Here is a 22954-nt window from a genome sequence, read left to right as displayed (position 1 = left end):
GCGGCGGGCGGGGCGGGCGGGGAGCGCGAGCGGGGGGAGGGTGCGGGGCGGTGGGCGGTGGTGGCGCGGTTTCCGCCCGTTCGTGTGGGGGGCGGGCTGAGGGGGGGCGGGGGGGGCGGACCGCGGGTGCGCGGGCGTCGGTACGCTGGGGCCGTGACGGATGCACCGATCGGAGTCTTCGACAGCGGGGTCGGTGGACTCACGGTGGCCCGGGCGATCATCGACCAGCTGCCGCGCGAGAGCATCCGGTACGTCGGGGACACCGTGCACTCGCCGTACGGCCCGAAGCCGATCGCCGACGTCCGCCGCTACGCACTCGAGGTCATGGACGACCTCGTCGACCAGGGCGTCAAGGCGCTCGTGATCGCGTGCAACACCGCCTCGTCCGCAGTGCTCCGGGACGCGCGCGAACGGTACGAGCAGGCGTACGGCATCCCGGTCGTCGAGGTCATCCAGCCCGCGGCACGCGCCGCCGTCAAGCAGACCCGCACGGGGCGGATCGGTGTCATCGGCACGGTGGGCACGATCGCCTCGCGGGCGTACGAGGACGCGTTCGCCGTCGCGGCCGACGTCACGCTCGCCCTCGCCGCCTGCCCGCGCTTCGTCGAGTTCGTCGAGGCTGGGGACACCTCGTCGCCGGCGCTCCGCGAGGTCGCCGCGCAGTACCTCGCCCCGATCCGGGCGGCGGACGTCGACACCCTGGTCCTCGGGTGCACGCACTACCCGCTGATGTCTGCCGCGATCCAGTACGTCATGGGCCCGGACGTCACGCTGGTGTCGAGCGCCGAGGAGACCGCGAACGACGTCTACCGACGGCTCGTCGAGCACGGCCTCGAGCGGACCGCCGCCGAACCGCCCACGTACTCGTTCGAGGCCACCGGCGAGGACCGGAACGGCTTCATCCGACTCGCACGCCGCTTCCTCGGTCCCGAGGTCTCGAGCGTCGGACACCTCCAGACAGGGGCGATCACGTTGCCCCGCACCGAAAGGACCCTATGAGCACCCGCATCGACGGCCGCAGCGCCACCGACCACCGTCCCGTCACCATCGAGCGGGGGTGGAGCACGCAGGCCGAGGGCAGCGCACTCATCTCCTTCGGCAACACGAAGGTGCTCTGCACCGCGAGCTTCACGAACGGCGTGCCGCGTTGGCTCGCCGGCAAGGGCACCGGCTGGGTCACCGCCGAGTACTCGATGCTGCCGCGCTCGACGAACGAGCGCATGCAGCGCGAGTCGATCAAGGGCCGGGTCGGCGGCCGGACGCACGAGATCTCGCGGCTGATCGGGCGCTCACTCCGCGCGGTCATCGACACGAAGGGCCTCGGCGAGAACACCCTCGTCATCGACTGCGACGTGCTGCAGGCTGACGGGGGCACCCGCACGGCGTCGATCACGGGCGCGTACGTCGCGATGGTCGACGCGATCGAGTGGGGCCGCGACAAGGGCTTCATCGCGAAGAAAGCCACTCCGCTCACCGACAGCGTGCAGGCGATCTCCGTGGGCATCGTCAAGGGGGAGCCGATGCTCGACCTCGCCTACACCGAGGACTCGGCGGCCGACACCGACATGAACATCGTCACGACCGGCTCCGGCAAGTTCATCGAGGTGCAGGGCACGGCCGAGCACGCGCCGTTCGACCGCGAGGAGCTGAACACGCTGCTCGACCTCGGCCTGGCGGGCAACGCCTCGCTCGCGGCGATCCAGCGCGAGGTGCTGGGGCTGTCCTCGTGACCGGGCGCAGCGTCGTCCTCGCCACCCACAACGCCGGCAAGGTCGTCGAGCTGCGGGACATCCTCGGCGACGCGCTCGGCCACGGCGTCGAACTCGTCGGCTACGACGGACCGGAACCCGTCGAGGACGGCGACTCGTACGCGGCGAACGCGCTCATCAAGGCGCGCGCGGCGGTGGCGCACACGGGACTGCCGGCGCTCGCCGACGACTCCGGGATCGCCGTGGACGCGCTCGACGGCGCCCCGGGCATCCACTCCGCGCGCTACGCGGGGACCAGGGTGGACGCGGACAACATCGCGCTGCTGCTCCGGAACCTGGAGGGCGTCGTGGAGCGGACCGCGGCGTTCGTCTGTGCGGCCGCGTTCGTGACCCCGGACGGGACCGAGCACGTGTTCGAGGCGGTCTGGAACGGCGAGGTGACGACGGAGCCGATCGGCACCGGCGGGCACGGCTACGACCCGGTGTTCCGGCCGGACGACGCGGACCGGACCTCGGCCGAGCTGACCCGCGACGAGAAGAACGCCCTGTCGCACCGCTCGAAGGCCTTCCGGGGCATCGCACCGATCGTCCGCGAGTACTTCCAGGCTTGACGCGCCTGACGGCCCAGCCGTCAGGACGCCGCCGTAGCCGCGCAACGCCCCGGGCACACGAGACGCCCCCGAACGCACGAGACGCCCCCGGCAAGGGGGGCGTCTCGACGGTTCGGGGGCGTCTCAGTCCGTCAGGGCCGTTCGCGCTCGGCCTCGGCCTCGGCCTCGGCGGCGTGCTTGGCCTTCCGAGCGGTCCGCCAGTAGTGCAGGCCCGCGGGCACGACCGTGACCAGCACCGCGAGGATGAGGATCACGTCGATGTAGTTCCGCACGACGTAGGCGATCGGCGGGATGTACCCGAGAAAGTACCCGAGGAAGGTCACCCCGACGCCCCAGATGACCGCGCCGATCGCGTTGTACAGCGAGTACTTCTTGTAGTTCATCCGCCCGACCCCGGCCGCGATCGGCAGGAAGGTCCGGACGACCGGGACGAAGCGCGCCAGGATCACGGCGAGCGGGCCGAAGCGGTGGAAGAACGCGTTCGTGCGGTCGACGTTCTCCTTCGAGAACAGGCCGCTCTCCTTGCGCTCGAAGATCGGTGGGCCGGCCTTCTTGCCGATGTAGTACCCGAGCTCCCCGCCGAGGAACGCCGCGGCGCCGATCATCAGCGCAGCGACCCAGATCGGGATCCCGCCGATCTGGCCGCCGCGGTCGAAGGCGAACAGGCCGGTGATCACGAGCAGGCTGTCACCGGGGAAGATGAACCCGATCAGCAGGCCGGTCTCCGCGAAGACGATCCCGCAGACGACGAGCACGGCGATCGCGCCGAAGTGGTCGAGGATGTACTGCGGGTCGAGCCAGGGGATGAGGGCGAGGGGAAGCGCGTGCATGGTTCTTCCGGTCGAGGTCGGGGTCACGGGGGACACCCGCTCGACGAGGGTACCGCCCAGTCCCTGTCGAACCATCCCCCGGGAGACTGATGCGCCCCGCCCTGGTGCGGAAGGAGGGACTCGAACCCTCACGCCTGGGGCACAGGAACCTAAATCCTGCGTGTCTACCGATTCCACCACTCCCGCGAGCAGCGGCAGTCTACCGAGCATGACCGGCGGGGCAGACGGGCACCGATCCTCCAGACCGATCGCGCGCCCGACCACCTGCGTCACCGCAGCCTGCGGGGCAGGTACCGCGGTACGTACCGCAGCAGCACCCCGACACCGACCAACCCGAGGACGCCCATGACCCCGCTCGCGAGCGCGAGCGACGCGACCGCCGTGACCCCAGAGATGACCAGCGGCGCCGCCGCCGACCCGAAGTCGCCCGTGAAGCGCCACGCGCCGAGGAACGGCGCGGGTTCCCCGCGGGGCGCGAGGTCCGCGCCGAGCGTCATGAGGATGCCGGATCCGACACCGTTCGCGAGTGACATCCCGATCGCGATCGCGACGAACCAGGCGACGCGGGCGTCCAGGTGCCCGCTCCACGCGAGCAGGAAGTAGCTGACCGCGAGGCCGAACATGCACGGCAGGGCGCTCGCCAGACGCCCCCAGCGGTCCATGATCTGCCCGCTCGTGTAGAACAGCGCGAAGTCGACGGCACCCGCGATGCCGATCACGAGCGCCGCGGTCGAGTCGTCCATGCCGACGCTCACCGCCCAGAGCGGCAGGATCACCTGGCGGCCGGCGCGGAGCGCGCCGATGAGCGCGGCGCCGCTGCCGAGCCGTGCGAGGACTCCGCGGTGCTCGCGGAGGGTGCGGAAGAGGCCCTGCGCCTCGCGCTGCACGAACTGCGCGCCGGTGTCGGTGGGCGGTTCGAGCGGGTGGCGGACGTCCGCCCCGTCGGCTGCGGTCGGTGCCGTGGTCGCGTCTGCCGGCCGGGAGGATCGTGGCGGCACCCGCAGACCGCGTGTGCCCGTCGCGGGGTCGCGCAGGACGAGCAGGACGACGGCCGCGGCCAGGCAGCAGGTCACGTGGATCCAGAAGGCGCTCTGGGTCGTGCCGGTGAGGTGCACGACGGCGGCGGAGATGAACGGTCCGACGAAGTAGCCGAAGCGGAAGACCCCGCCGAGGCTGGACAGGGCGCGGGCGCGGATCCGGAGGGGGATCGCGGTCGTCATGTACGCGTGCCGGGCGAGGGCGAACACCGCCGTCGAGACGCCGACCAGGAACACCCCGACCGCGAGGACCCAGGGGTTCGGCGCGACGGTGCAGACGAGGAGCCCGACGACCGAGACGACCGCCGCGCCGATCATCGCGTTCCGCTCGCCGATCCGGCCGACGACGATCCCGGAGGGCACGTCGCCGATGAGCTCCCCGACCAGGATGAGCGCGGCGACGAAGCCCGCGAACGCCAGGCTCGCCCCGAGTGACGACGCCGCGATCGGGATGATCGGGATGATCGCGCCCTCGCCGATCGCGAAGAGCGCCGCGGGCAGGAAGCCCGACAGCAGCACGCCCCGGAAGTCGAAGGCGTCGTCCCTGGTGCTCGTCATCGTCGAGCCACGGTACGCCGGTCTCGGAGTTACCCTGGACGCATGCGTGTTCTGGCGGCGATGAGCGGTGGGGTCGACTCGGCAGTGGCCGCGGCACGGGCCGTCGACGCCGGGCACGACGTGGTCGGCGTGCACCTGGCCCTGAGCCGGATGCCCGGGACGCTCCGCACCGGCAGCCGCGGGTGCTGCACGATCGAGGACTCGATGGACGCCCAGCGCGCCGCCTCGGCCCTCGGCATCCCGTACTACGTGTGGGACTTCTCGGCGCGGTTCAAGGAGGACGTCGTCGACGACTTCGTCGCCGAGTACCAGGCCGGTCGGACCCCGAACCCATGCATGCGCTGCAACGAGCGGATCAAGTTCGCGGCGCTGCTCGAGAAGGCGCTCGCGCTCGGGTTCGACGCCGTCTGCACGGGGCACTACGCCTCGATCGTGACCGGGCCGGACGGCGCCCGCGAGCTGCACCGGTCGGCGGCGTGGGCGAAGGACCAGTCGTACGTCCTGGGTGTGCTCACCGCGGAGCAGCTCGAGCACGCGATGTTCCCGCTCGGGGCCACCCCCTCGAAGGACGAGGTCCGGGCCGAGGCGGCGGCGCGCGGGCTCACGGTCGCGCAGAAGCCCGACTCCTACGACATCTGCTTCATCCCGGACGGCGACACCCGCGGCTGGCTGGCCGACCGCGTCGGGACCGCCCCCGGTGCCGTGGTCGAGCGCGACGGTACGGTGGTCGGCGAGCACGAGGGTGCCACGGGCTACACGGTCGGGCAGCGCCGTGGGCTGCACCTGGGCCGGCCGGCGCCGGACGGCAAGCCCCGCTTCGTGCTCGAGATCCGTCCGAAGGACAACACCGTGGTCGTCGGCCCGAAGGAGGCGCTCGACGTGTCCTCGCTCGCCGGGTCCCGGTACACCTGGGCCGGGTCCGCGCCGGCCGACCCGACGGTGCCCTTCGCGTGCGAGGTGCAGATCCGTGCGCACGGCGACCCCGTGCCGGCGACCGCCCGGGTGGAGGACGGCGCGCTCGTGGTGGACCCGGACCAGCCGCTGTCGGGCGTCGCCCCCGGGCAGACCGCGGTGGTCTACGTCGGCACCCGGGTGCTCGGGCAGTGCACCATCGACCGGACGGTGTCCGCGGTCCCGGTCCCCGCCTGACCGTCCCCGGTGGTCCCCGCGGTGCGCCGCGCCGGGGCACGTTCGTCGCTGCGTCCCGCGTCGGCGGTGCACGGTAGAACTGACGCATGAGCGAGACCGACGCCACGTTCGAGACCATCGACCCGGACGACCTCGACGCGGCCCAGGCCCAGCGCGAGGTCGACCGGCTGCGCGTGCGCATCAACGAGCTGCGCGACCAGTACTACGAGGGCAACGGCTCGACGGTCTCCGACGGCGAGTACGACGGGCTCGTGCACCGCCTCGACGCGGTCGAGCAGCGGTTCCCGGACCTGCTCACGCCGGACAGCCCCACGCAGACCGTCGGCGGCCAGGCGCAGACCGTGCAGTTCGCGCCGGTCGAGCACGCCGAGCGGATGCTGAGCCTGGACAACGTGTTCAGCCCCGACGAGCTGACCGACTGGGCCGTCAAGGTGCAGCGGGACGCTGGCGCCGAGCGCGTGCGCTTCCTCACCGAGCTGAAGATCGACGGTCTCGCCATCAACCTGCGGTACGAGCACGGACGGCTGGTGTCGGCGGCGACCCGCGGCGACGGCGTGGTCGGCGAGGACGTCACCGGGAACGTGCGGACGATGGGCACGATCCCCGACCGGCTCGCGGGCACCGGACACCCGCCGCTGGTCGAGGTGCGGGGGGAGATCTTCTTCCCGGTCGAGCAGTTCGACGAGCTGAACGCCCGGCAGCGCGACGCGGGGGAGCGCGTGTTCGCGAACCCGCGGAACGCCGCTGCAGGGTCCCTCCGGCAGAAGGAGGAGGGCAAGTCCGAGGCGAAGCGCGCGCTCATGGTGGACCGCCTGCAGCGCCTCCGGATGCTCGTGCACGGGATCGGTGCGTGGCCCGTGCGGGAGCTCGAGTCGGAGACCGACGTGCACGCCCAGTCCGAGGTGTACGAGCTGCTGCAGACCTGGGGCCTGCCGACGAGCACCCACTACCGGGTGTTCGACACCATCGACGAGGTGCAGGTGTTCGTCCGTGACTACGGCGACCGCCGGTCCTCGGTGGAGCACCAGATCGACGGCATCGTGATCAAGGTCGACGACCTGGCCCTGCACGAGGAGCTCGGGTCGACCTCGCGGGCGCCGCGGTGGGCGATCGCCTACAAGTACCCGCCGGAAGAGGTCCACACGAAGCTCCTCGACGTGGTCGTCAGCGTCGGGCGCACCGGCCGGGCCACCCCGTTCGCCGTGATGGAACCGGCCGAGGTCGCCGGGTCCGTCGTGCGCCAGGCGACCCTGCACAACCAGGACGTCGTCAAGGCCAAGGGCGTGCTCATCGGCGACACGGTCGTGCTCCGCAAGGCGGGCGACGTCATCCCCGAGGTCCTCGGCCCGGTGGTGGAGCTGCGCGACGGCAGCGAGCGCGAGTTCGTGATGCCCGAGACCTGCCCGGAGTGCGGCACGCCGCTCCGCCCGGCGAAGGAGGGCGACAAGGACCTGCGCTGCCCGAACGCCCGCAGCTGCCCGGCGCAGGTGCGCGGTCGTGTCGAGCACATCGCGTCCCGCGGTTCGCTCGACATCGAGGGCCTCGGCGAGGTCGCCGCCGCCGCCCTGACCCAGCCGCTCCGCCCTGAGACGCCGCCGCTCGTGACCGAGGCCGGGCTGTTCGACCTGACGATGGAGGACATCGTCGGGATCGAGGTCATCGTCCGCGACGCCGAGACCGGCATGGAGAAGACCGACGAGGACGGCACCCCGAAGCGCGTGACGCCGTTCAGCCGGGCGCGCAAGAAGACCGACCCGCCGTTCGACCCCGACGCCCGCGGCGCGGACCACACCGGCGCGCCGAGCCGGTACCCGTCGAAGAACGCGTTCGAGATGCTCGCGAACATCGACGCCGCGAAGACGAAGCCGCTCTGGCGCATCCTGGTCGGCCTGAGCATCCGGCACGTCGGACCGGTCGCCGCCCGGGCCCTCGCGAACCACTTCGGCTCGCTCGACCGCATCCGCGAGGCCTCTCGCGAGGACCTCGCGGCGGTGGACGGCGTCGGTGGGATCATCGCGGACGCCCTGATCGACTGGTTCGCCGTCGACTGGCACCGCGAGATCATCGACCGCTGGACGGCCGCCGGCGTGCAGTTCACCACCCCCGACCACCCGGGGCCCGGTGCCGCGGTGGAGGGCGGCGTGCTGACCGGCCTGACGGTCGTCGCGACGGGGTCCCTGGAGGGGTACACCCGCGAAGGCGCGCAGGAGGCGATCATCGCCGCGGGCGGCAAGGCCGCGTCGAGCGTCAGCAAGAAGACCGACTACGTCGCCGCCGGCCCCGGAGCCGGGTCGAAGCTCACGAAGGCCGAGCAGCTCGGCGTCCGGATCATCGACGCGGAGCAGTTTCGGCTGCTCGTCACCGAGGGGCCGGACGCGATCGCGCCGGAACCCGAGCCGGAAGGCGAGACCGCCGAGCCCGAGGCCGCCGAGCCGGACACCGCCGCGGACTGACCCAGCACGGTCTCCGGGCCGGACCGGGGTACGCCACACCCCGGTCGGTACCCAGTTCGGGGCACAAGTTGCAGCGTGCATGCCGCTCCGCGGCCATTCTCCTTACACTCGGAAGGGCATCACTCGTCGCCTGGAGGGGGACGGCGAGACGGCCTTCCCGGGGGAGACCATTGCTGCTCATCGCCGCGGCCCTGCTCACCGCCTCGATGCACTCGCTCGGAGTGATCGAGGCCCCTGGGGTGCCCACCGCGGCGCAGTCGGTGGCACACGGTGTCGTCGCTGCCGCTCCGGCGCGCGCCGCGGACGGACTGCTCGGCACCACGCGGGGCACGGACTTCCTCGCCGACCTCGCTACCGTCGACCGGGACACGCTCGCGGCCGCCGGGCACGACGACCGCGTGCTCGCCACCGCGCAGGACACCCCGCCGGCGGCGGCCGACGTGGCCGCGTGGTGGTCCGCGCTCGACGACACCACGAAGGCCCGACTCGTGGCCCTCGCCCCCTCGGTCGTCGGGAACCTCGACGGGGTCCCCTACGACGTCCGGGACCGGGCGAACAGGGTCGCCCTCGGGGTCGACCTCGCCGACCCCGGCACCACGGCGGCCGAGCGCGCGATGCTCGACCAGGTGCGGGACTCCCTCGAGCACCCCGCGGGGACGCCGTACCGGTCGCTCGTCGTGCTCGACACCCGGGGGACGGGCCGCGCGGCGATCGCGGTCGGCGACCTCGGGACCGCGGCGGACGTCACGGTCGTCGTCCCCGGGATGTTCTTCACCGTCGGCGGCCAGATGCACGACTTCACGGACACCGCCGGCGACGTGTACCGGGAGCAGACCGCGGTCGCCGGACTGGCCCGGCCGGACACCCGGCACGGCAGCGGCACGGGCGAGGCCGTCCTGGCGTGGATGGGCTACGAGACGCCGGACCTGTCGAACATCCTGTCGCTCGACCTCGCGAAGACCGGCGCCGGGCGGCTCGAACGACTGGTCGACGGGCTCGACGCCGTGCGCGGGACGGGGGAGAGGCCGCGGCTCAACGTCGTCGCGCACTCGTACGGGTCGACCACGGCGATGATGGCCCTGGCCTCCGGGCGGATGCAGGCGGACACGCTCACGGTCCTCGGCTCGCCCGGCAGCGACGTCCGTTCCGCGGCGCAGCTCGCCGTCCGCCACGGGCAGGTGTTCGTCGGTGACGCGCACGACGACCCGATCGCGGGCACCGGGTACTTCGGTACCGACCCGGGTTCGGCAGGGTTCGGCTCGACGCTGCTCGACCTGTCGGACGACCTCGCGGCGCAGGGCGAGGGCACGTTCCGTCGGCCGGTCGGGCACAACGACTACCTCAAGCCCGGGACGGCCTCGCTGCACGACGTTGCGCTCATCGCGGTCGGCCGCGGCGACCTCGTCCGGCACCAGGGCGGCGGCGGACCGGGCGGTGACGGCTCGACCCAGCCCCTGCCCGACATGTACCTGGTGCGCCCCCAGGACCTGCAGCCGCGGGACTGACCGCACCGCCCGACCGCCTGCCGGGGCCGTGGCGAGGCGGGCCGCGGCCGACGGACCGACGTGCCACGATCCTCCAGGCCGGCCCACGTGCTTCCTGAAGGGGTTCCTGTGGGCCGGTGCAGCCACCGACGGTTCCACGGCAGAACCACCCCAGACCACGCCCGTACGGTTCCGCCATGCGTGCGTTGCGGTGGCCCGGTGCCCTCTTGTCGTTCGTGGCGATCTCCGGCCTGGCCGGGATGCTCGTCGCGGTCGCGGTGACGCCGGCGGTCGCCGTCGCCGGCGAGGGCACCTCCGGCGCGGTGGCGTTCTTCGAGGACCTGCCGAGCTACCTCGACATCCAGGCCCCGCAGCAGGTGTCCTCCGTCTACGCGACGCAGGGCGGCCAGCAGGTCAAGATCGCGTCCTTCTACAGCGAGAACCGGACCGACGTCACCTCGAACGCGATGGCGGACACGCTCAAGCAGGCCGCCATCGACACCGAGGACCCGCGCTTCCGGCAGGAGGGCGGCATCGACGTCCTCGGCACCATCCGCGGCGTCGCGGCGACCGTCGTCGGCGGCGACGTGCAGGGCGGGTCGAGCATCACGCAGCAGTACGTCAAGAACGTGCTCGTGCAGCAGTGCGAGGAACTGACCGGCAAGGACGCAGCCGACACGCAGAAGAAGATCGCCGCCTGCTACCAGGACGCCGCCGGGGTCACCCCCCAGCGCAAGCTCCAGGAGATGCGGTACGCGATCGCCGTCGACAAGAAGTACTCGAAGGACCAGATCCTCACCGGGTACCTCAACCTGGTCGGGCTCGGCGGACGGGTCTACGGCGCCGAGGCCGGGGCCGAGTACTACTTCGGCGTGCACGCGAAGGACCTGTCGCTCCCGCAGTCCGCGACGCTCGTGGCGATCCTGAACAACCCGTCGAACCTGCGCATCGACCAGCCGAACGACAAGGACAACGGGCAGGCGAACGGCTACGCCCTGACGAAGGACCGCCGCGACTACGTGCTGCAGCGCATGTACGTGCACCACGACATCTCGAAGGCGCAGCTCGACCAGGCGAAGGCCACCCCGATCACGCCGAAGATCACCGACACCGCCAACGGCTGCTCCGCCGCGGCGAGCACGTACGACGCCGGGTACTTCTGCGACTACGTGCGGAACCAGGTGCTGCAGGACCCCGCGTTCGGCAAGACCGCGGCGGACCGGATCGAGACGCTCGACACGAAGGGGCTCGAGATCCACACCTCGCTCGACCTCGACCTGCAGGCCCAGGCACAGTCGGCGCTGTCGTCCTACGTCCCGGCCACCATGGACGGCGTCGACGTCGGCGGGACCAACGTCACCGTCGAGCCGGGCACCGGTCGCGTGCTGTCGATGGTGCAGAACACGAGCTACACGCAGAGCGACAACGGCGGTGCCGGCGCGACCGCGATCAACTACAACGCGGACACCGCGTACGGCAACTCCGGCGGCTTTCAGACCGGTTCCACGTACAAGGTGTTCACCCTGGCGGAGTGGCTCGCGTCCGGGCACACCCTGTCCGAGTCCGTCAACACGACCGAGCACACCTTCGCGCAGTCCGAGTTCACGAACTCGTGCGTGCGACTGGGTGGTGCCCCGTGGAAGGTCGCGAACGCCGAGAGCGTGCCCGCGTCGATGACCGTGCAGGCGGCGACGTCGGAGTCGATCAATACCGCGTTCGGCGCGATGGCGAAGCAGCTCGACCTCTGCAAGATCAAGGAGACCGCGCAGGCGATGGGCATCCACCAGGCGGACGGGTCCGCGCCGGACTCCAACCCGGCGTCGGTGCTCGGGACGAACAACCTGTCGCCCATCGACCTGGCGGAGGCCTACGCGGGCTTCGCGAACGGCGGCATCGTCTGCACCCCGACCGTGATCGACTCCGTCAAGGAGGCCGACGGCACGAGCATCACCCCGTCGCCCTCGTCCTGCACGCGGGGTGTCTCGCAGGAGGTCGCCGGCACCGTCGACTACGCCCTGCAGGGGGTCCTGACCGGCGCCGGGACCGCGGCCACGGCGAACCCGGGCGACTCCGTGCCGAAGTTCGCGAAGACCGGCACCACCGACGGTGACGTGCAGAACTGGCTCGTCACCTCGACGACGAAGTACACGAACGCGACCTGGATCGGGAACGTGCAGGGGAACGTCGGGCTCGCGAACGTGCCGTTCCCGCACGGGACGACCGGGTACAGCGCGAAGTTCGGGGTCGGCCGCTCGATGCTGACGTACCTCGACCAGACGCTGTCGGGCGGGGCGCTGCCGGCGCCGGACCCGGCCATGATCGGTTCGGTGGCGAAGGCGCCGTCGCCGTCCTCGTCCGGTGACTCGACTGCGGGTTCGGCTGCGGGTTCGGCCTCGTCCGGGCAGGGCGCCGGTTCGACGCCGTCCGCGCCGTCCACGCCAGCTGCTCCGGCTGCTGGTGGTGCTGGTGCTGGTGCTGCGGCCGGGTCTGGTTCTGGTTCTGGGTCTGGTTCGACGGGCGGCGGTGCGTCCGGCGGCGGATCCGGGAAGGGCGGGACGACCGGGCCCGGCTCGGGTTCCGGCAAGTAGCGGACAGGAGGCGCGGTGCCGGCTCGGTGGGTCGGCGCCGCGCCTCCGCTGTGTGCGCAGGCCGCGTGCGGCGTGCGGCGTGCGGGGCGCGGCGCGCGGTGCGGCGGCGCGTGGCGTGCGGTGCGGCTGTGTGTGGCGCGGGGCACGTGGCGGCGAGCGGGCGAAGTACGCGGTGTCCCGCGGGAGTGGCGCGACGATTCCGCCCGCTCGGGTTCCGGGGTCGGCTGCGCGCCGCGGGACCGGGCCCGCGCGGCGGACCGGGGCCGTGCCTCCAGGCCGTGACGGGGCGATGCTCGCGACCGCGAGCGAGCGTTCCGTGCGGTGCGCGCTCCGGGCGGCGAGCGGGAAGCGCCCACTCGCGTGTAGCGAGGCGGCGAGCGGGCGGAAAGGGCGCGTCGCCTGGCGGGGTGGTCGCGGATACCGCCCGCTCGCGGTGGCGGGGCGGCGTCGCGACCGCGGGCGGCGGGGTCCGTGCGGACGGGAGGCGGCGAGCGGGCGGAAAGGGCGCGTCGCCTGGCGAGGTGGTCGCGGATACCGCCCGCTCGCGGTGGCGGAGCGGGGTTGGGACCGCGGGGACGCGGTTCGTGCGGATGGGAGGCGGCGAGCGGGCGGAAACGGCCCTTCACCTGGCGGGGTGGTCGCGGATACCGCCCGCTCGCGGTGGCGGGGTGGCGTCGCGACCGCGGGCGGCGGGATCCGTGTGGACGGGAGGCGGCGAGCGGGCGGAAACGGCCCTTCACCTGGCGGGGTGGTCGCGGATACCGCCCGCTCGCGGAACGGGAACGGGAACGGGAACCGGGGCGGGGTGGGAACGGGCCCGGAACCGGAGCGGGACCCGCGCGTCGGGACCGGCCAATAGACTGGTGCGCATCCCACGAACCGATCGACGGAGCACCATGCCTGACATCACGAGCGAGCAGGTCGCGCACCTGGCGAACCTCGCCCGCATCGCACTCACGCCCGACGAGATCGAGAAGCTGACCGGGGAGCTGTCGCACATCGTCGAGAGCGTCGCCAAGGTCGCCGAGGTCGCGACCGACGACGTCCCCGCGACGAGCCACCCCGTGCCGCTCGGCAACGTCACCCGACCCGACGTGGTGGGGCAGACGCTGACCCAGGAGCAGGCGCTGTCCGGTGCCCCCGACTCCGACGGCGAACGGTTCCGGGTGACGGCGATCCTCGGCGAAGAACAGTAGGCGACAGAAGATGACCGACGACATCACCAAGCTCAGCGCCGCGGCGCTCGCCGACGCCCTCGTGGCGCGCGACGTCTCGAGCGTCGAGGCCACCCAGGCCCACCTCGACCGCATCGCGGCCGTCGACGGGGACGTCCACGCGTTCCTGCACGTCAACGAGAACGCCCTCGCCGTCGCGAAGTCGATCGACTCGCGCCGAGCGGCCGGGGACGACCTCGGTGCCCTCGCGGGCGTGCCGATCGCGATCAAGGACGTCCTGTGCACGCAGGACATGCCGACGACCTCGGGTTCGAAGATCCTCGAGGGCTGGCGGCCGCCCTACGACGCCACCCCGGTCGCCAAGCTCCGCGCCGCCGGCCTCGTGCCGCTCGGCAAGACGAACATGGACGAGTTCGCGATGGGCTCGACCACCGAGTTCTCTGCCTACGGTCCGACACACAACCCGTGGGACCTCGACCGGATCCCCGGCGGGTCCGGCGGTGGTTCGGCCGCCGCGGTCGCCGCGCACGAGGCACCGTTCGCCCTGGGCTCCGACACCGGCGGGTCGATCCGTCAGCCGGGCGCCGTCACGGGCACGGTTGGCGTGAAGCCGACGTACGGCGGGGTCAGCCGCTACGGCGCGATCGCGCTGGCGTCGAGCCTCGACCAGATCGGCCCGGTGTCGCGGACGGTCCTCGACGCCGCGCTCCTGCACGACGTCATCGGCGGACACGACCCGAAGGACTCCACGTCCATCCCGGACGCCTGGCCGTCGATGGCCGCCGCCGCGCGCGAGGGCCTGCAGGCGGACACGCTCCGCGGGCTCAAGGTCGGCGTCGTGAAGGAGCTCGCCGGTGGCGAGGGCTTCCAGGCCGGCGTCACCCAGCGCTTCCAGGAGACCGTGGCGATCCTCGAGACCGCCGGTGCCCAGGTCGTCGAGGTCGACGCCCCGAGCTTCGCGTACGCGATCAGCGCCTACTACCTGATCCTGCCGGCCGAGGCGTCGTCGAACCTCGCGAAGTTCGACTCCGTGCGCTTCGGCCTGCGCGTCACGCCCGAGAACGGCGCGACCGTCGAGGACGTCATGGCCGCCACGCGCGAGGCCGGCTTCGGCCCGGAGGTCAAGCGCCGCATCATCCTCGGCACGTACGCCCTGAGCGCGGGCTACTACGACGCGTACTACGGCTCCGCGCAGAAGGTCCGCACCCTGGTGCAGCGCGACTTCGCGGCCGCGTTCGAGCAGGTCGACCTGCTCATCAGCCCGTCGGCCCCGACGACCGCCTTCCCCCTGGGGGAGCGGCTCGACGACCCGCTGTCGATGTACCTCAACGACCTCACGACGATCCCGGCGAACCTCGCCGGCGTGCCCGGCATGAGCATCCCGAACGGCCTTGCGCCCGAGGACTCGCTGCCGACCGGCGTGCAGCTGATGGCCCCGCAGCGCGAGGACGCCCGCCTGTACCGCTACGGCGCCGCCCTCGAGCGCCTGCTCGAGCAGCAGTGGGGCCACCCGCTCATCGACAGCATCCCGGACCTCGACCCGTACCAGCAGTCCGCTGCGCAGGAAGGTGTGATCTGATGGCGCAGAAGGACGCGCTGATGGACTTCGACGAGGCGCTCGAGCGCTTCGAGCCGGTGCTCGGCTTCGAGGTCCACGTCGAGCTCGCGACGAAGACGAAGATGTTCTCGGACGCCCCGAACTTCTTTGGTGGCGAGCCGAACACGAACGTGACGCCGGTCGACCTCGGGCTCCCGGGGTCGCTGCCGGTCGTGAACGAGCAGGCCGTGCGCTACTCGATCCAGCTCGGGCTCGCGCTCGGCTGCTCGATCGCCGAGTCCTCGCGGTTCGCCCGGAAGAACTACTACTACCCGGACAACCCGAAGAACTACCAGATCTCGCAGTACGACGAGCCGATCGCGTTCGAGGGCGAGGTCGAGGTCGAACTGGCCGACGGCACGATCTTCAACGTCCCGATCGAGCGCGCCCACATGGAGGAGGACGCCGGCAAGCTGACCCACGTCGGCGGTGCCACCGGTCGCATCCAGGGCGCCGAGTACTCGCTCGTCGACTACAACCGCGCCGGGGTCCCGCTCGTCGAGATCGTCACGAAGCCGATCTTCGGCGCGAAGGACCGCGCCCCCGAGCTCGGTGCCGCCTACGTGCAGGTCATCCGTGACCTCGTCCGTGCGCTCGGCGTCTCCGAGGCCCGCATGGAGCGCGGCAACCTGCGCTGCGACGCGAACATCTCGCTGCGCCCGTGGGGCCAGGAGAAGCTCGGCACCCGCACCGAGACGAAGAACGTCAACTCGTTCCGCGCCGTCGAGCGCGCGATCCGCTACGAGATCCAACGGCAGGCCGCGATCCTCGCCGCCGGCGGCACGATCACGCAGGAGACCCGGCACTGGCATGAGGACACCGGCCGCACCTCGGCCGGCCGACCGAAGTCCGACGCCGACGACTACCGCTACTTCCCGGAGCCCGACCTGCTCCCGGTCGTGCCGGACCCCGCCGTCGTCGAGGAACTCCGCGCGTCCCTGCCGGAGGCCCCCGTCGCGCGTCGTCGTCGCCTCAAGGGCGAGTGGGGCTTCAGTGACCTCGAGTTCCAGGACGTCGTGAACGGCGGCCTGCTGGACGAGGTCGAGGCCACCGTCGCCGCGGGTGCGTCGCCGCAGGCCGCCCGCAAGTGGTGGACGGGCGAGATCAGCCGTGTCGCGAACGCGCAGGAGACCGCCGCGGGTGACCTCGTGTCGCCGCAGCACGTCGCCGAGACGATCGCGCTCGTCGAGTCCGGGGACCTGACCGACCGCCTGGCACGCCAGGTGCTCGAGGGCGTCATCGCCGGCGAGGGCTCGCCCGCCCAGGTGGTCGAGTCGCGTGGGCTCAAGGTCGTCTCCGACGACTCCGCCCTGACCGCCGCCGTCGACGAGGCCCTCGCGGCCCAGCCGGACGTGCTCGCCAAGATCCAGGACGGCAAGGTCCAGGCCGCGGGCGCGATCATCGGCGCGGTCATGAAGGCCATGAAGGGCCAGGCCGACGCGGCCCGGGTCCGCGAGCTGGTCCTGGAGCGCGCGCAGCAGTCGTAGCGCGACCAGCAGACGGACTGGAGGCACGTGGCGGGTCCGCCACGTGCCCCCAGTCCGTCTCGCGGCCCGTCTGCGGTGCGGTCACCGATCCTGGGGACGCGTCAGCGACCCGGTGACAGGATGGGTCGTGACCGCAACGATCCGCGCCGTCGGGACCGCCGTCCCCACCACCACCCTCGACCAGGCGGCGGTGCGGGACCTGTTCGCCGGCCAGCCCGACCTCGGCAGGCTCGGCCGCCGACTCGTGCCGGCCGCCTTCGACGGGTCCGACGTCGCACACCGGCACACGGTCCTCGAGGAACTCGACAGCGCGCGGCCCGGCGGCACCTTCCGGCAGGACGACGGCGCACTCGTCTCGCCGTCCACGGGCACGCGGAACGACCGCTACCGGGACCTCGCCCCGGCCCTGTTCGTCGACGCAGCCCGGGACGCCGTCGAGCGCGCGGGGATCGAGCCCGCACGGGTGACGCACCTCGTCACGGTGTCCTGCACGGGGTTCACCCAGCCCGGGCCGGACATCGACGTCGTCGCGCAGCTCGGACTGCCCGCCGGGGTCTTCCGGCACCACATCGGCTTCATGGGGTGCTGCGCGGCCTTCCCGGCGCTCCGCATCGCCGCCGCGTTCACCGAGGCCGACCCGGACGCGGTCGTGCTCGTCGTCTGCGCGGAGCTCTGCACGCTGCACGTCCGCGCCTCGGACGACCCAGACCAGATCGTCGCGAACAGCGTGTTCGGGGACGGGGCCGCCGCGGTCGTCGTGACGCAGGGCGGGCCCGGGCTCCGGATCGAGCGCTTCGCCACCGCCACGGTCCCCGAGGGGGCCTCCGAGATGGCGTGGAACATCGGCGACGAGGGCTTCGAGATGATCCTGTCGACGGCCGTGCCGAAGCTCGTCGGCGTGCACGTGCCTGCCGCGGTGCAGGGGCTGCTCGGCGAGGGCGAGACCCCGTCGGACGTGCCGGTGTGGGCCGTGCACCCCGGTGGCCGGGCGATCGTCGACCGCGCGCAGGAGTCGCTCGGGCTGCCGGACGCGGCGGTCGCGTCGAGCCGGAACGTGCTCCGCGACCACGGCAACATGTCGAGCGCGACGGTGCTGTTCGTGCTCCGCGACGCCCTCGAGCAGGGTGTGCCGGACGGGTCGTCGCTCGTGGCGGTCGCCTTCGGCCCCGGGCTGACGGTGGAGAGCGCCCGACTGACGGCGGTCCCGGCGTGAGCGGACGTGCCGGAGTGGAGCCGCGCCTCCAGGCCGTGGACCTGAGCGCCCGGGCGACGGACCTGCGCGAACTGATGGACGACCCGGACTGCGACCCGCGCGCCCTGGAACGGACCTTCCGGCGGTTCGCCGTCGTGAACGCCCTGGTCAGCGGGTGGCGCGCGGCGTGGCGGACGCACGTCGTGCCGGCGCTGCCCGCATCGGGACGCGCGCGGATCCTGGACCTGGGGTGCGGCGGGGGCGACCTGGCCCGGGCGCTCGTGCGCTGGGCGGGGAGCGACGGGTTCGCGGTCGAGGTCGTCGGGATCGACCCCGACGAGCGGGCGATCGCGTCGGCGCGCCGCTCCACCCCGCGGGGCGTGACGTTCCGACAGGCGTCGAGCGGCGAGCTCGTGGCCGCGGGGGAGCGCTTCGACGTCGTGGTGTCGAACCACGTGCTGCACCACCTGGACGACCCGGCGCGAGCGGCGTTCCTGGCGGACTCGGAGCAGCTCGCGACGAGTCGGGTGCTGCACTCGGACATCCGGCGGTCGCGGCAGGCCTACCGGGCGTACGCGGTGGCGTCGCCGCTCGTGGCGGCCGGGACGTTCGTGCGGGTGGACGGACTGCGGTCCATCCGGCGGTCGTTCACCGTGCCCGAGCTGCAGGACGTGCTGCCGGCGGGGTGGCGGGCGGAGCGGGCGGCGCCGCACCGGGTGCTCGCGGTGCGGGACGCCTGAGGGGAGCCCCGCGCGCGCCGGGTGCGCCGCGCGCGCCGCCAGCCGCGCGCTACGGGCGCAGCAGCACCTTGATCGCCCGCCGCTCGTCCATCGCCGCGTACGCCTCGGCCGCCTGCTCGAGGGGCAGCTCGAGGTCGAACACCTTGCCCGGCTCGATCGCCCGCGACAGCACGTCGGGCAGCAGCTCGGGGATGTACGCGCGCGCCGGGGCCATGCCGCCGCCGACGGTGATGTTCTTCGCGAACAGGAACGGCATCGGCAGCTCGGGGTCGCCCGCCGGGACGCCCACGTAGCCCACCGCACCACCGGGACGGACGACCCGGAGCGCCTGGTCCATGCTCTCCGCGGTGCCCACGGCCTCGAGGGCGCAGTCCGCGAGGTCCCCGCCGAGCAGCTCCCGCACCGCCGCGACGCCCTCGTCGCCGCGGGTCTCGACGACGTCCGTGGCGCCGAACTCCCGCGCGAGGGCCTGACGGTCGGCGTGCCGGCTCATCGCGATGATCCGCTCGGCACCCAGGCGCGCGGCCGCGAGCACGGCGGACAGCCCGACCGCGCCGTCGCCGACGACCACGACGGTCTTGCCCGGCCCGACCCCGGCGGAGACGGCCGCGTGGTGCCCGGTCGAGAAGACGTCCGACAGCGTCAGCAGCGACGGCACGAGGTCGTCGTCCACGTGACCCGGCACGACGACGAGCGTCGCGGCGGCGTCCGGCACGCGGACGTACTCGGCCTGCGCGCCGCCGAGCGGGTGCCCGTACGCGTCGGGCGTCACGCCGAAGGTCGACCCGTGGTCGCAGCCGCTCGTCATGCCGTGCGCACAGGCCTGGCAGGTGCCGTCGTTCGTGGTGAACGGTGCGATCACGAAGTCGCCGACGGACAGGCCGGTGACCGCGTCGCCGAGGGTCTCGACGACACCGACGAACTCGTGGCCGATCGCGCGGGGTTCCGTCGTGTCGCGGACACCACGGTACGGCCAGAGGTCCGACCCGCAGACGCAGGCTGCGGTGACCTTGACGACGGCGTCGGTGGGGTCGATGACGGTGGGGGCGTCACGCTCCTCGACGCGGATGTCGCGGGGGGCGTGGATGACGGTTGCGCGCACGATGGGCCTTCCGATCGGTGGTGGTCACGGCGCGTGCCGAGACGCGCCAGGGTGCCGGCGCCGTTGCGGGACCCGTCGACACTACGCTTCCCGGGTGGACGACGACCGGTACGGCAGTGACGTGCTCTCGGGCGACTGGCGCTCGCAGGGCGTCAAGAAGGTGCGGCAGGTGCCGCTCGAGCGCGACATGGTGCTCGAGGACCCGGACTCCGGCTGGGCGGGCGCCGTCGTGGGCCTCGAGGCGGGCAACGTCTCCTTGGAGGACTGGAAGGGGCGCACCCGCGCCTTCCCCTTCACCGGGCAGTTCCTGCTCGAGGGCGAACTCGTCACGCTCGGCCGCCCGCAGGCCCCGGTCGGCCGCTCCGGGGGTGCGCGTCCGGCCGCCGGTCCGACAGGTGGTGCGGCTGTCCCGGCCGGGAGGATCGGGGCAGCGCCCGCCGTCCGGCACGCGTCCGACGGTGGTCGCCTCCGCACCGCGTCCGGGTCGTTCGCGGTCGAGCAGCAGCGCGCGCGGGTGGCGCTCCCGTCGCGGATCATGGTCGAGGGCAGGCACGACGCCGAGCTCGTCGAGAAGGTCTGGGGCGCCGACCTCCGCGTCGAGGGCGTCGTGGTCGAGTACCTGGAGGGCGTCGACAACCTCGCCGAGGTGCTCGACGAGTTCCGGCCCTCGCGTGACCGTCGTGTCGGCGTGCTCGTCGACCACCTCGTCCCCGGGTCGAAGGAGTCCCGCTTCGCCGACGCCGTGATGCGCGGGAAGTGGGGCGCGCACGTCCTGGTCGTCGGGCACCCGTTCGTGGACGTCTGGCAGTCGGTGAAGCCGTCGCGGCTCGGGCTGACCGAGTGGCCGACGATCCCGCGCTCGATCGAGTGGAAGAAGGGGATCCTGCAGCACCTCGGCTGGCCTGCGGACGAGCAGGCCGACGTCGCCCGTGCCTGGCAGCGGATCCTCGGGCAGGTGCGGACCTTCGCCGACCTGGAGCCGCAGTTGCTCGGACGCGTCGAGGAGCTCATCGACTTCGTCACCGAGCCGAAGGCCTGACCCACCCGGCCACCCGCGCGCTCCCGATGCGGGGCGGGCGCACCACGTGCCTCCCGGCGGTTGCGGCCTGTCCGCCTGCCCGCCTCGCCCACGCGATCGGGCGGGATCCGAGGGTCGCGTCCGGCTGAGCCATCCGTTTCCGCCCAATCGCCGGGGGGCGCTCCCGCGTCGGACGCGCGTGCGCGAGCGGGCGGAATCCGCGGCCCGCGCCCGGACAGGTGGTCCGTTTCCGCCCGCTCGCCGGGTCGGGCGCTGCCGGGCCGGTCCGCGCGTGCGCGAGGGGGCGGATTCCGCGGCGGGCGTCCACAAGCGTGGTCCGTTCCCGCCCGCTCGCCAAGGCGGGTGCCGGGCCGGGGGCGGGTGCTGCCGGGCCGGGGCGGGTGCGCGAGCGGGCGGAATCGGCGGGACCTGTCCGGCTGAGCGATCCGTTTCCGCCCGCTCGCGCGCGGTCCCGGGGTGAACGGCGTGTCGCGGCCTACTGTTGAGGGATGGACGGCATCGACGGGCGTGTACGCGGCGCCGTCGACGTGTGGCTCCGCTGGCTGCCGCGGTGGCAGATCGGCACAGCACGGCCGAGGACCCGGATCTGCCGGAAGTGCACCGGGTCCCCGATCGCGAGTGCGGCGGGCTTCGGGCCGGACGTCCCGCACGCCGTGCAGCACGCACTGATCGGGCGGATCTCGACGATCATCGAGGACGCCGTGGACGACTACACCGCGAAGAACCTCCCGCTGCTGCAGCGCGAGCTCGAACGGGCCGCGGCACGGAAGCGGCACGCGGGGTACCAGCCGACCGAGGGACTGTCGCCCGAGTTCCAGGGACTGGACGTCGATCCGGAGCCCTCGGCGGGGGAGCCGTTCCTGTTCACCCTCGGCGATCTGACCGGCACGGGCGCGGCGGAGCAGGCCCCGCGCGAACCCCTGTCCGAGGAGGCGAAGGCCGCGCTCCGGCACGAGATCGCGCTGTCCGACGAGTGCGCCCGCGCGACCGGGACGGCGGTGTGCCTGGCGCTCGTGGAGCACCGGCCGCGGATCGCCGAGGCCGTCGAGCGCCTGGTGGAACCGCAGATCGCGGCGCTCGTGTCGGACATGTTCCGCGGGTTCGACGGCCCGGAGGCCACTCGCGACGGCCTGTTCTGAGCGTGGAGCACCAGCGCGGCGATCGTCAGGACACCGCGCGGAGCGTCCGGCCCGGGATGACGGTGCCGCGGAGCGAACGGTGCTCGACCGGACGGGACGGGTCGTCGATGCGGCCGACGACGAGGTCGATGGCCTCGCGGCCGATCCGCTCGATGGGCTGCTCGAGGGTCGTGAAGCCGATCCAGTCGTTCGCCAGCGGGAAGACCCCGTCGAACCCGGTCACCGAGAGGTCCTCGGGCACACGGATCCCGCGGCGGGACAGCGCGTCGCAGAGCTCGAGCATCAGCCGGTCGGTCGGGCACATCACGGCCGTGGCACCGGACTCGCGCACGACGTCCTGGACGTCCGCGGCCAGCTCGGACACCGGTCGGACGAAGCTCGCGTCGAGGTCGACCACGCGCACCCCGCGCTCCCGGAGCCGCTCGACCATCGCGTGGGTGCGAGCGTGCTGGGTCAGGGCGTCCCCGACCGGGACGGTGAGCACGACCGCGGTCCGGTGACCCGCGGCGACGACCGCGTCCGCGATCGTCGCGCCGCCGTGCGTCTCGTCGCAGTACACGCTCGACAGCGCCGGGTGCAGCTCGGGTCGACCGGCGACGACCGTCGCGATGCGGGGCGCGAACTCGGCGATCTCCGCCGCGGGCATGAGGCCGCTGCAGACCACGAGCCCGTCGACGCGCATCGACACGAGGGCGGCCAGTGCGGACTTCTCGTCCTGCACGCGTCCGACCCCGGTGGTGGTCACGACGCGGTAGCCGAGCTCGGAGGCCCGCCGTTCCATCACGGCGTGCAGCGCGGTGTAGACCATCGACGAGGCGTCACGGACGAGCATCCCGATGGTGTGCGTGCGGCCGCTGACGAGCCCCCGCGCCATGGCGTTCGCGACGTACCCGAGCTCGGCCGCAGCACGTTCGACGCGCTCGCGGGTCCCGTCGGAGAACCGTCCGGTACCGGACAGCACCCGGGACACCGCGGACTTCGAGACGCCCGCGCGGGCCGCCACGTCGAGGATCGTCGGCTGCGCGCCGCGCCCCCGGGGTCGCCGGTCGCCGTCGGCCTCGCCG

At 73.0% G+C, this 22954-nt stretch carries 18 protein-coding genes and 1 tRNA gene; 14 read left to right on the top strand and 5 right to left on the bottom strand.

What is annotated here, in order from left to right; all coding sequences use genetic code 11:
- The first annotated feature begins 153 nt into the window (after positions 1-153).
- Genes murI through rdgB form a run of 3 tightly spaced genes read left to right on the top strand, consistent with a single transcriptional unit; the run spans position 154 to position 2320 of the window.
- Complete coding sequence (gene murI / locus HUN58_RS07260) at positions 154-999, top strand: glutamate racemase (RefSeq protein ID WP_114848989.1); 846 nt, start codon at positions 154-156, stop codon at positions 997-999.
- Positions 996-1730, top strand: a complete 735-nt coding sequence (gene rph, locus HUN58_RS07255) for a ribonuclease PH (RefSeq protein WP_058743126.1) — start codon at positions 996-998, stop codon at positions 1728-1730. Before murI ends, rph begins: the two co-directional genes overlap by 4 nt.
- Positions 1727-2320 (top strand): RdgB/HAM1 family non-canonical purine NTP pyrophosphatase, encoded by a 594-nt coding sequence (gene rdgB, locus HUN58_RS07250; RefSeq protein WP_058743127.1) that lies wholly within the window; start codon positions 1727-1729, stop codon positions 2318-2320. The genes rph and rdgB overlap by 4 nt, the downstream gene beginning before the upstream one ends.
- Before the next feature lie 131 nt (positions 2321-2451).
- Here rdgB and HUN58_RS07245 read toward each other — a convergent pair whose 3' ends face one another.
- The 3 genes from HUN58_RS07245 to HUN58_RS07235 form a co-directional block, all read right to left on the bottom strand.
- On the bottom strand, positions 2452-3150 hold the full coding sequence (locus HUN58_RS07245) for a DedA family protein (RefSeq protein ID WP_180225555.1): 699 nt from the start codon (positions 3148-3150) through the stop codon (positions 2452-2454).
- A gap of 102 nt (positions 3151-3252) precedes the next feature.
- Positions 3253-3336: transfer RNA gene (locus HUN58_RS07240), tRNA-Leu, on the bottom strand.
- Positions 3337-3419: 83 nt separating this feature from the next.
- Positions 3420-4745 carry an MFS transporter gene (locus tag HUN58_RS07235; RefSeq protein ID WP_180225554.1) on the bottom strand — a complete coding sequence of 442 codons (1326 nt, stop codon included), beginning with the start codon at positions 4743-4745 and terminating at the stop codon, positions 3420-3422.
- 42 nt (positions 4746-4787) lie between these two features.
- Here HUN58_RS07235 and mnmA point away from each other — a divergent pair, with 42 nt between their 5' ends.
- The 9 genes from mnmA to HUN58_RS07190 all read left to right on the top strand — a co-directional run bounded on the left by mnmA (position 4788) and on the right by HUN58_RS07190 (position 18610).
- Positions 4788-5894, top strand: a complete 1107-nt coding sequence (gene mnmA / locus HUN58_RS07230) for a tRNA 2-thiouridine(34) synthase MnmA (protein ID WP_141860626.1) — start codon at positions 4788-4790, stop codon at positions 5892-5894.
- 86 nt (positions 5895-5980) lie between these two features.
- Positions 5981-8347 carry an NAD-dependent DNA ligase LigA gene (gene ligA / locus HUN58_RS07225; RefSeq protein ID WP_180225553.1) on the top strand — a complete coding sequence of 789 codons (2367 nt, stop codon included), beginning with the start codon at positions 5981-5983 and terminating at the stop codon, positions 8345-8347.
- Between the two features lie 170 nt (positions 8348-8517).
- A complete protein-coding gene (locus HUN58_RS07220) occupies positions 8518-9852 on the top strand; it encodes an alpha/beta hydrolase (protein WP_180225552.1) in 1335 nt (444 codons plus the stop codon).
- Between the two features lie 176 nt (positions 9853-10028).
- A complete protein-coding gene (locus HUN58_RS07215; protein ID WP_180225549.1) occupies positions 10029-12419 on the top strand; it encodes a transglycosylase domain-containing protein in 2391 nt (796 codons plus the stop codon).
- An 896-nt stretch (positions 12420-13315) separates the two neighbouring features.
- Complete coding sequence (gatC, locus tag HUN58_RS07210; RefSeq protein WP_058728900.1) at positions 13316-13615, top strand: Asp-tRNA(Asn)/Glu-tRNA(Gln) amidotransferase subunit GatC; 300 nt, start codon at positions 13316-13318, stop codon at positions 13613-13615.
- A 10-nt stretch (positions 13616-13625) separates the two neighbouring features.
- The gene (gene gatA, locus HUN58_RS07205) at positions 13626-15173 is read left to right on the top strand and encodes an Asp-tRNA(Asn)/Glu-tRNA(Gln) amidotransferase subunit GatA (protein ID WP_141860634.1); all 1548 of its coding nucleotides are present in this window, start codon (positions 13626-13628) and stop codon (positions 15171-15173) included.
- Positions 15173-16678: an Asp-tRNA(Asn)/Glu-tRNA(Gln) amidotransferase subunit GatB gene (gatB, locus tag HUN58_RS07200; RefSeq protein ID WP_144802323.1), complete on the top strand. Its 1506-nt coding sequence runs from the start codon at positions 15173-15175 to the stop codon at positions 16676-16678. The genes gatA and gatB overlap by 1 nt, the downstream gene beginning before the upstream one ends.
- A 127-nt stretch (positions 16679-16805) precedes the next feature.
- Positions 16806-17891: a type III polyketide synthase gene (locus tag HUN58_RS07195; RefSeq protein WP_180225548.1), complete on the top strand. Its 1086-nt coding sequence runs from the start codon at positions 16806-16808 to the stop codon at positions 17889-17891.
- The gene (locus tag HUN58_RS07190; RefSeq protein WP_257222132.1) at positions 17888-18610 is read left to right on the top strand and encodes a methyltransferase domain-containing protein; all 723 of its coding nucleotides are present in this window, start codon (positions 17888-17890) and stop codon (positions 18608-18610) included. Before HUN58_RS07195 ends, HUN58_RS07190 begins: the two co-directional genes overlap by 4 nt.
- 49 nt (positions 18611-18659) lie before the next feature.
- On the opposite strand, the gene HUN58_RS07185 is transcribed toward HUN58_RS07190, so the two are convergent.
- Positions 18660-19712 carry a zinc-dependent alcohol dehydrogenase family protein gene (locus HUN58_RS07185; RefSeq protein WP_114848999.1) on the bottom strand — a complete coding sequence of 351 codons (1053 nt, stop codon included), beginning with the start codon at positions 19710-19712 and terminating at the stop codon, positions 18660-18662.
- 94 nt (positions 19713-19806) lie between these two features.
- Between HUN58_RS07185 and HUN58_RS07180 the strand changes: the two genes are divergently transcribed.
- The gene (locus tag HUN58_RS07180) at positions 19807-20751 is read left to right on the top strand and encodes a DUF3097 domain-containing protein (RefSeq protein ID WP_229666746.1); all 945 of its coding nucleotides are present in this window, start codon (positions 19807-19809) and stop codon (positions 20749-20751) included.
- Between the two features lie 488 nt (positions 20752-21239).
- Positions 21240-21890 (top strand): spermidine/putrescine ABC transporter substrate-binding protein, encoded by a 651-nt coding sequence (locus HUN58_RS07175; RefSeq protein WP_208745451.1) that lies wholly within the window; start codon positions 21240-21242, stop codon positions 21888-21890.
- 25 nt (positions 21891-21915) lie between these two features.
- On the opposite strand, the gene HUN58_RS07170 is transcribed toward HUN58_RS07175, so the two are convergent.
- The gene (locus HUN58_RS07170; protein WP_254631639.1) at positions 21916-22893 is read right to left on the bottom strand and encodes a LacI family DNA-binding transcriptional regulator; all 978 of its coding nucleotides are present in this window, start codon (positions 22891-22893) and stop codon (positions 21916-21918) included.
- Positions 22894-22954 lie beyond the last annotated feature (61 nt).

This window comes from Curtobacterium sp. Csp1 (assembly GCF_013347185.1).
The sequence above is the reverse complement of the archived record's forward strand: the minus strand, read 5'-3'. Positions and strand labels throughout refer to the sequence as shown.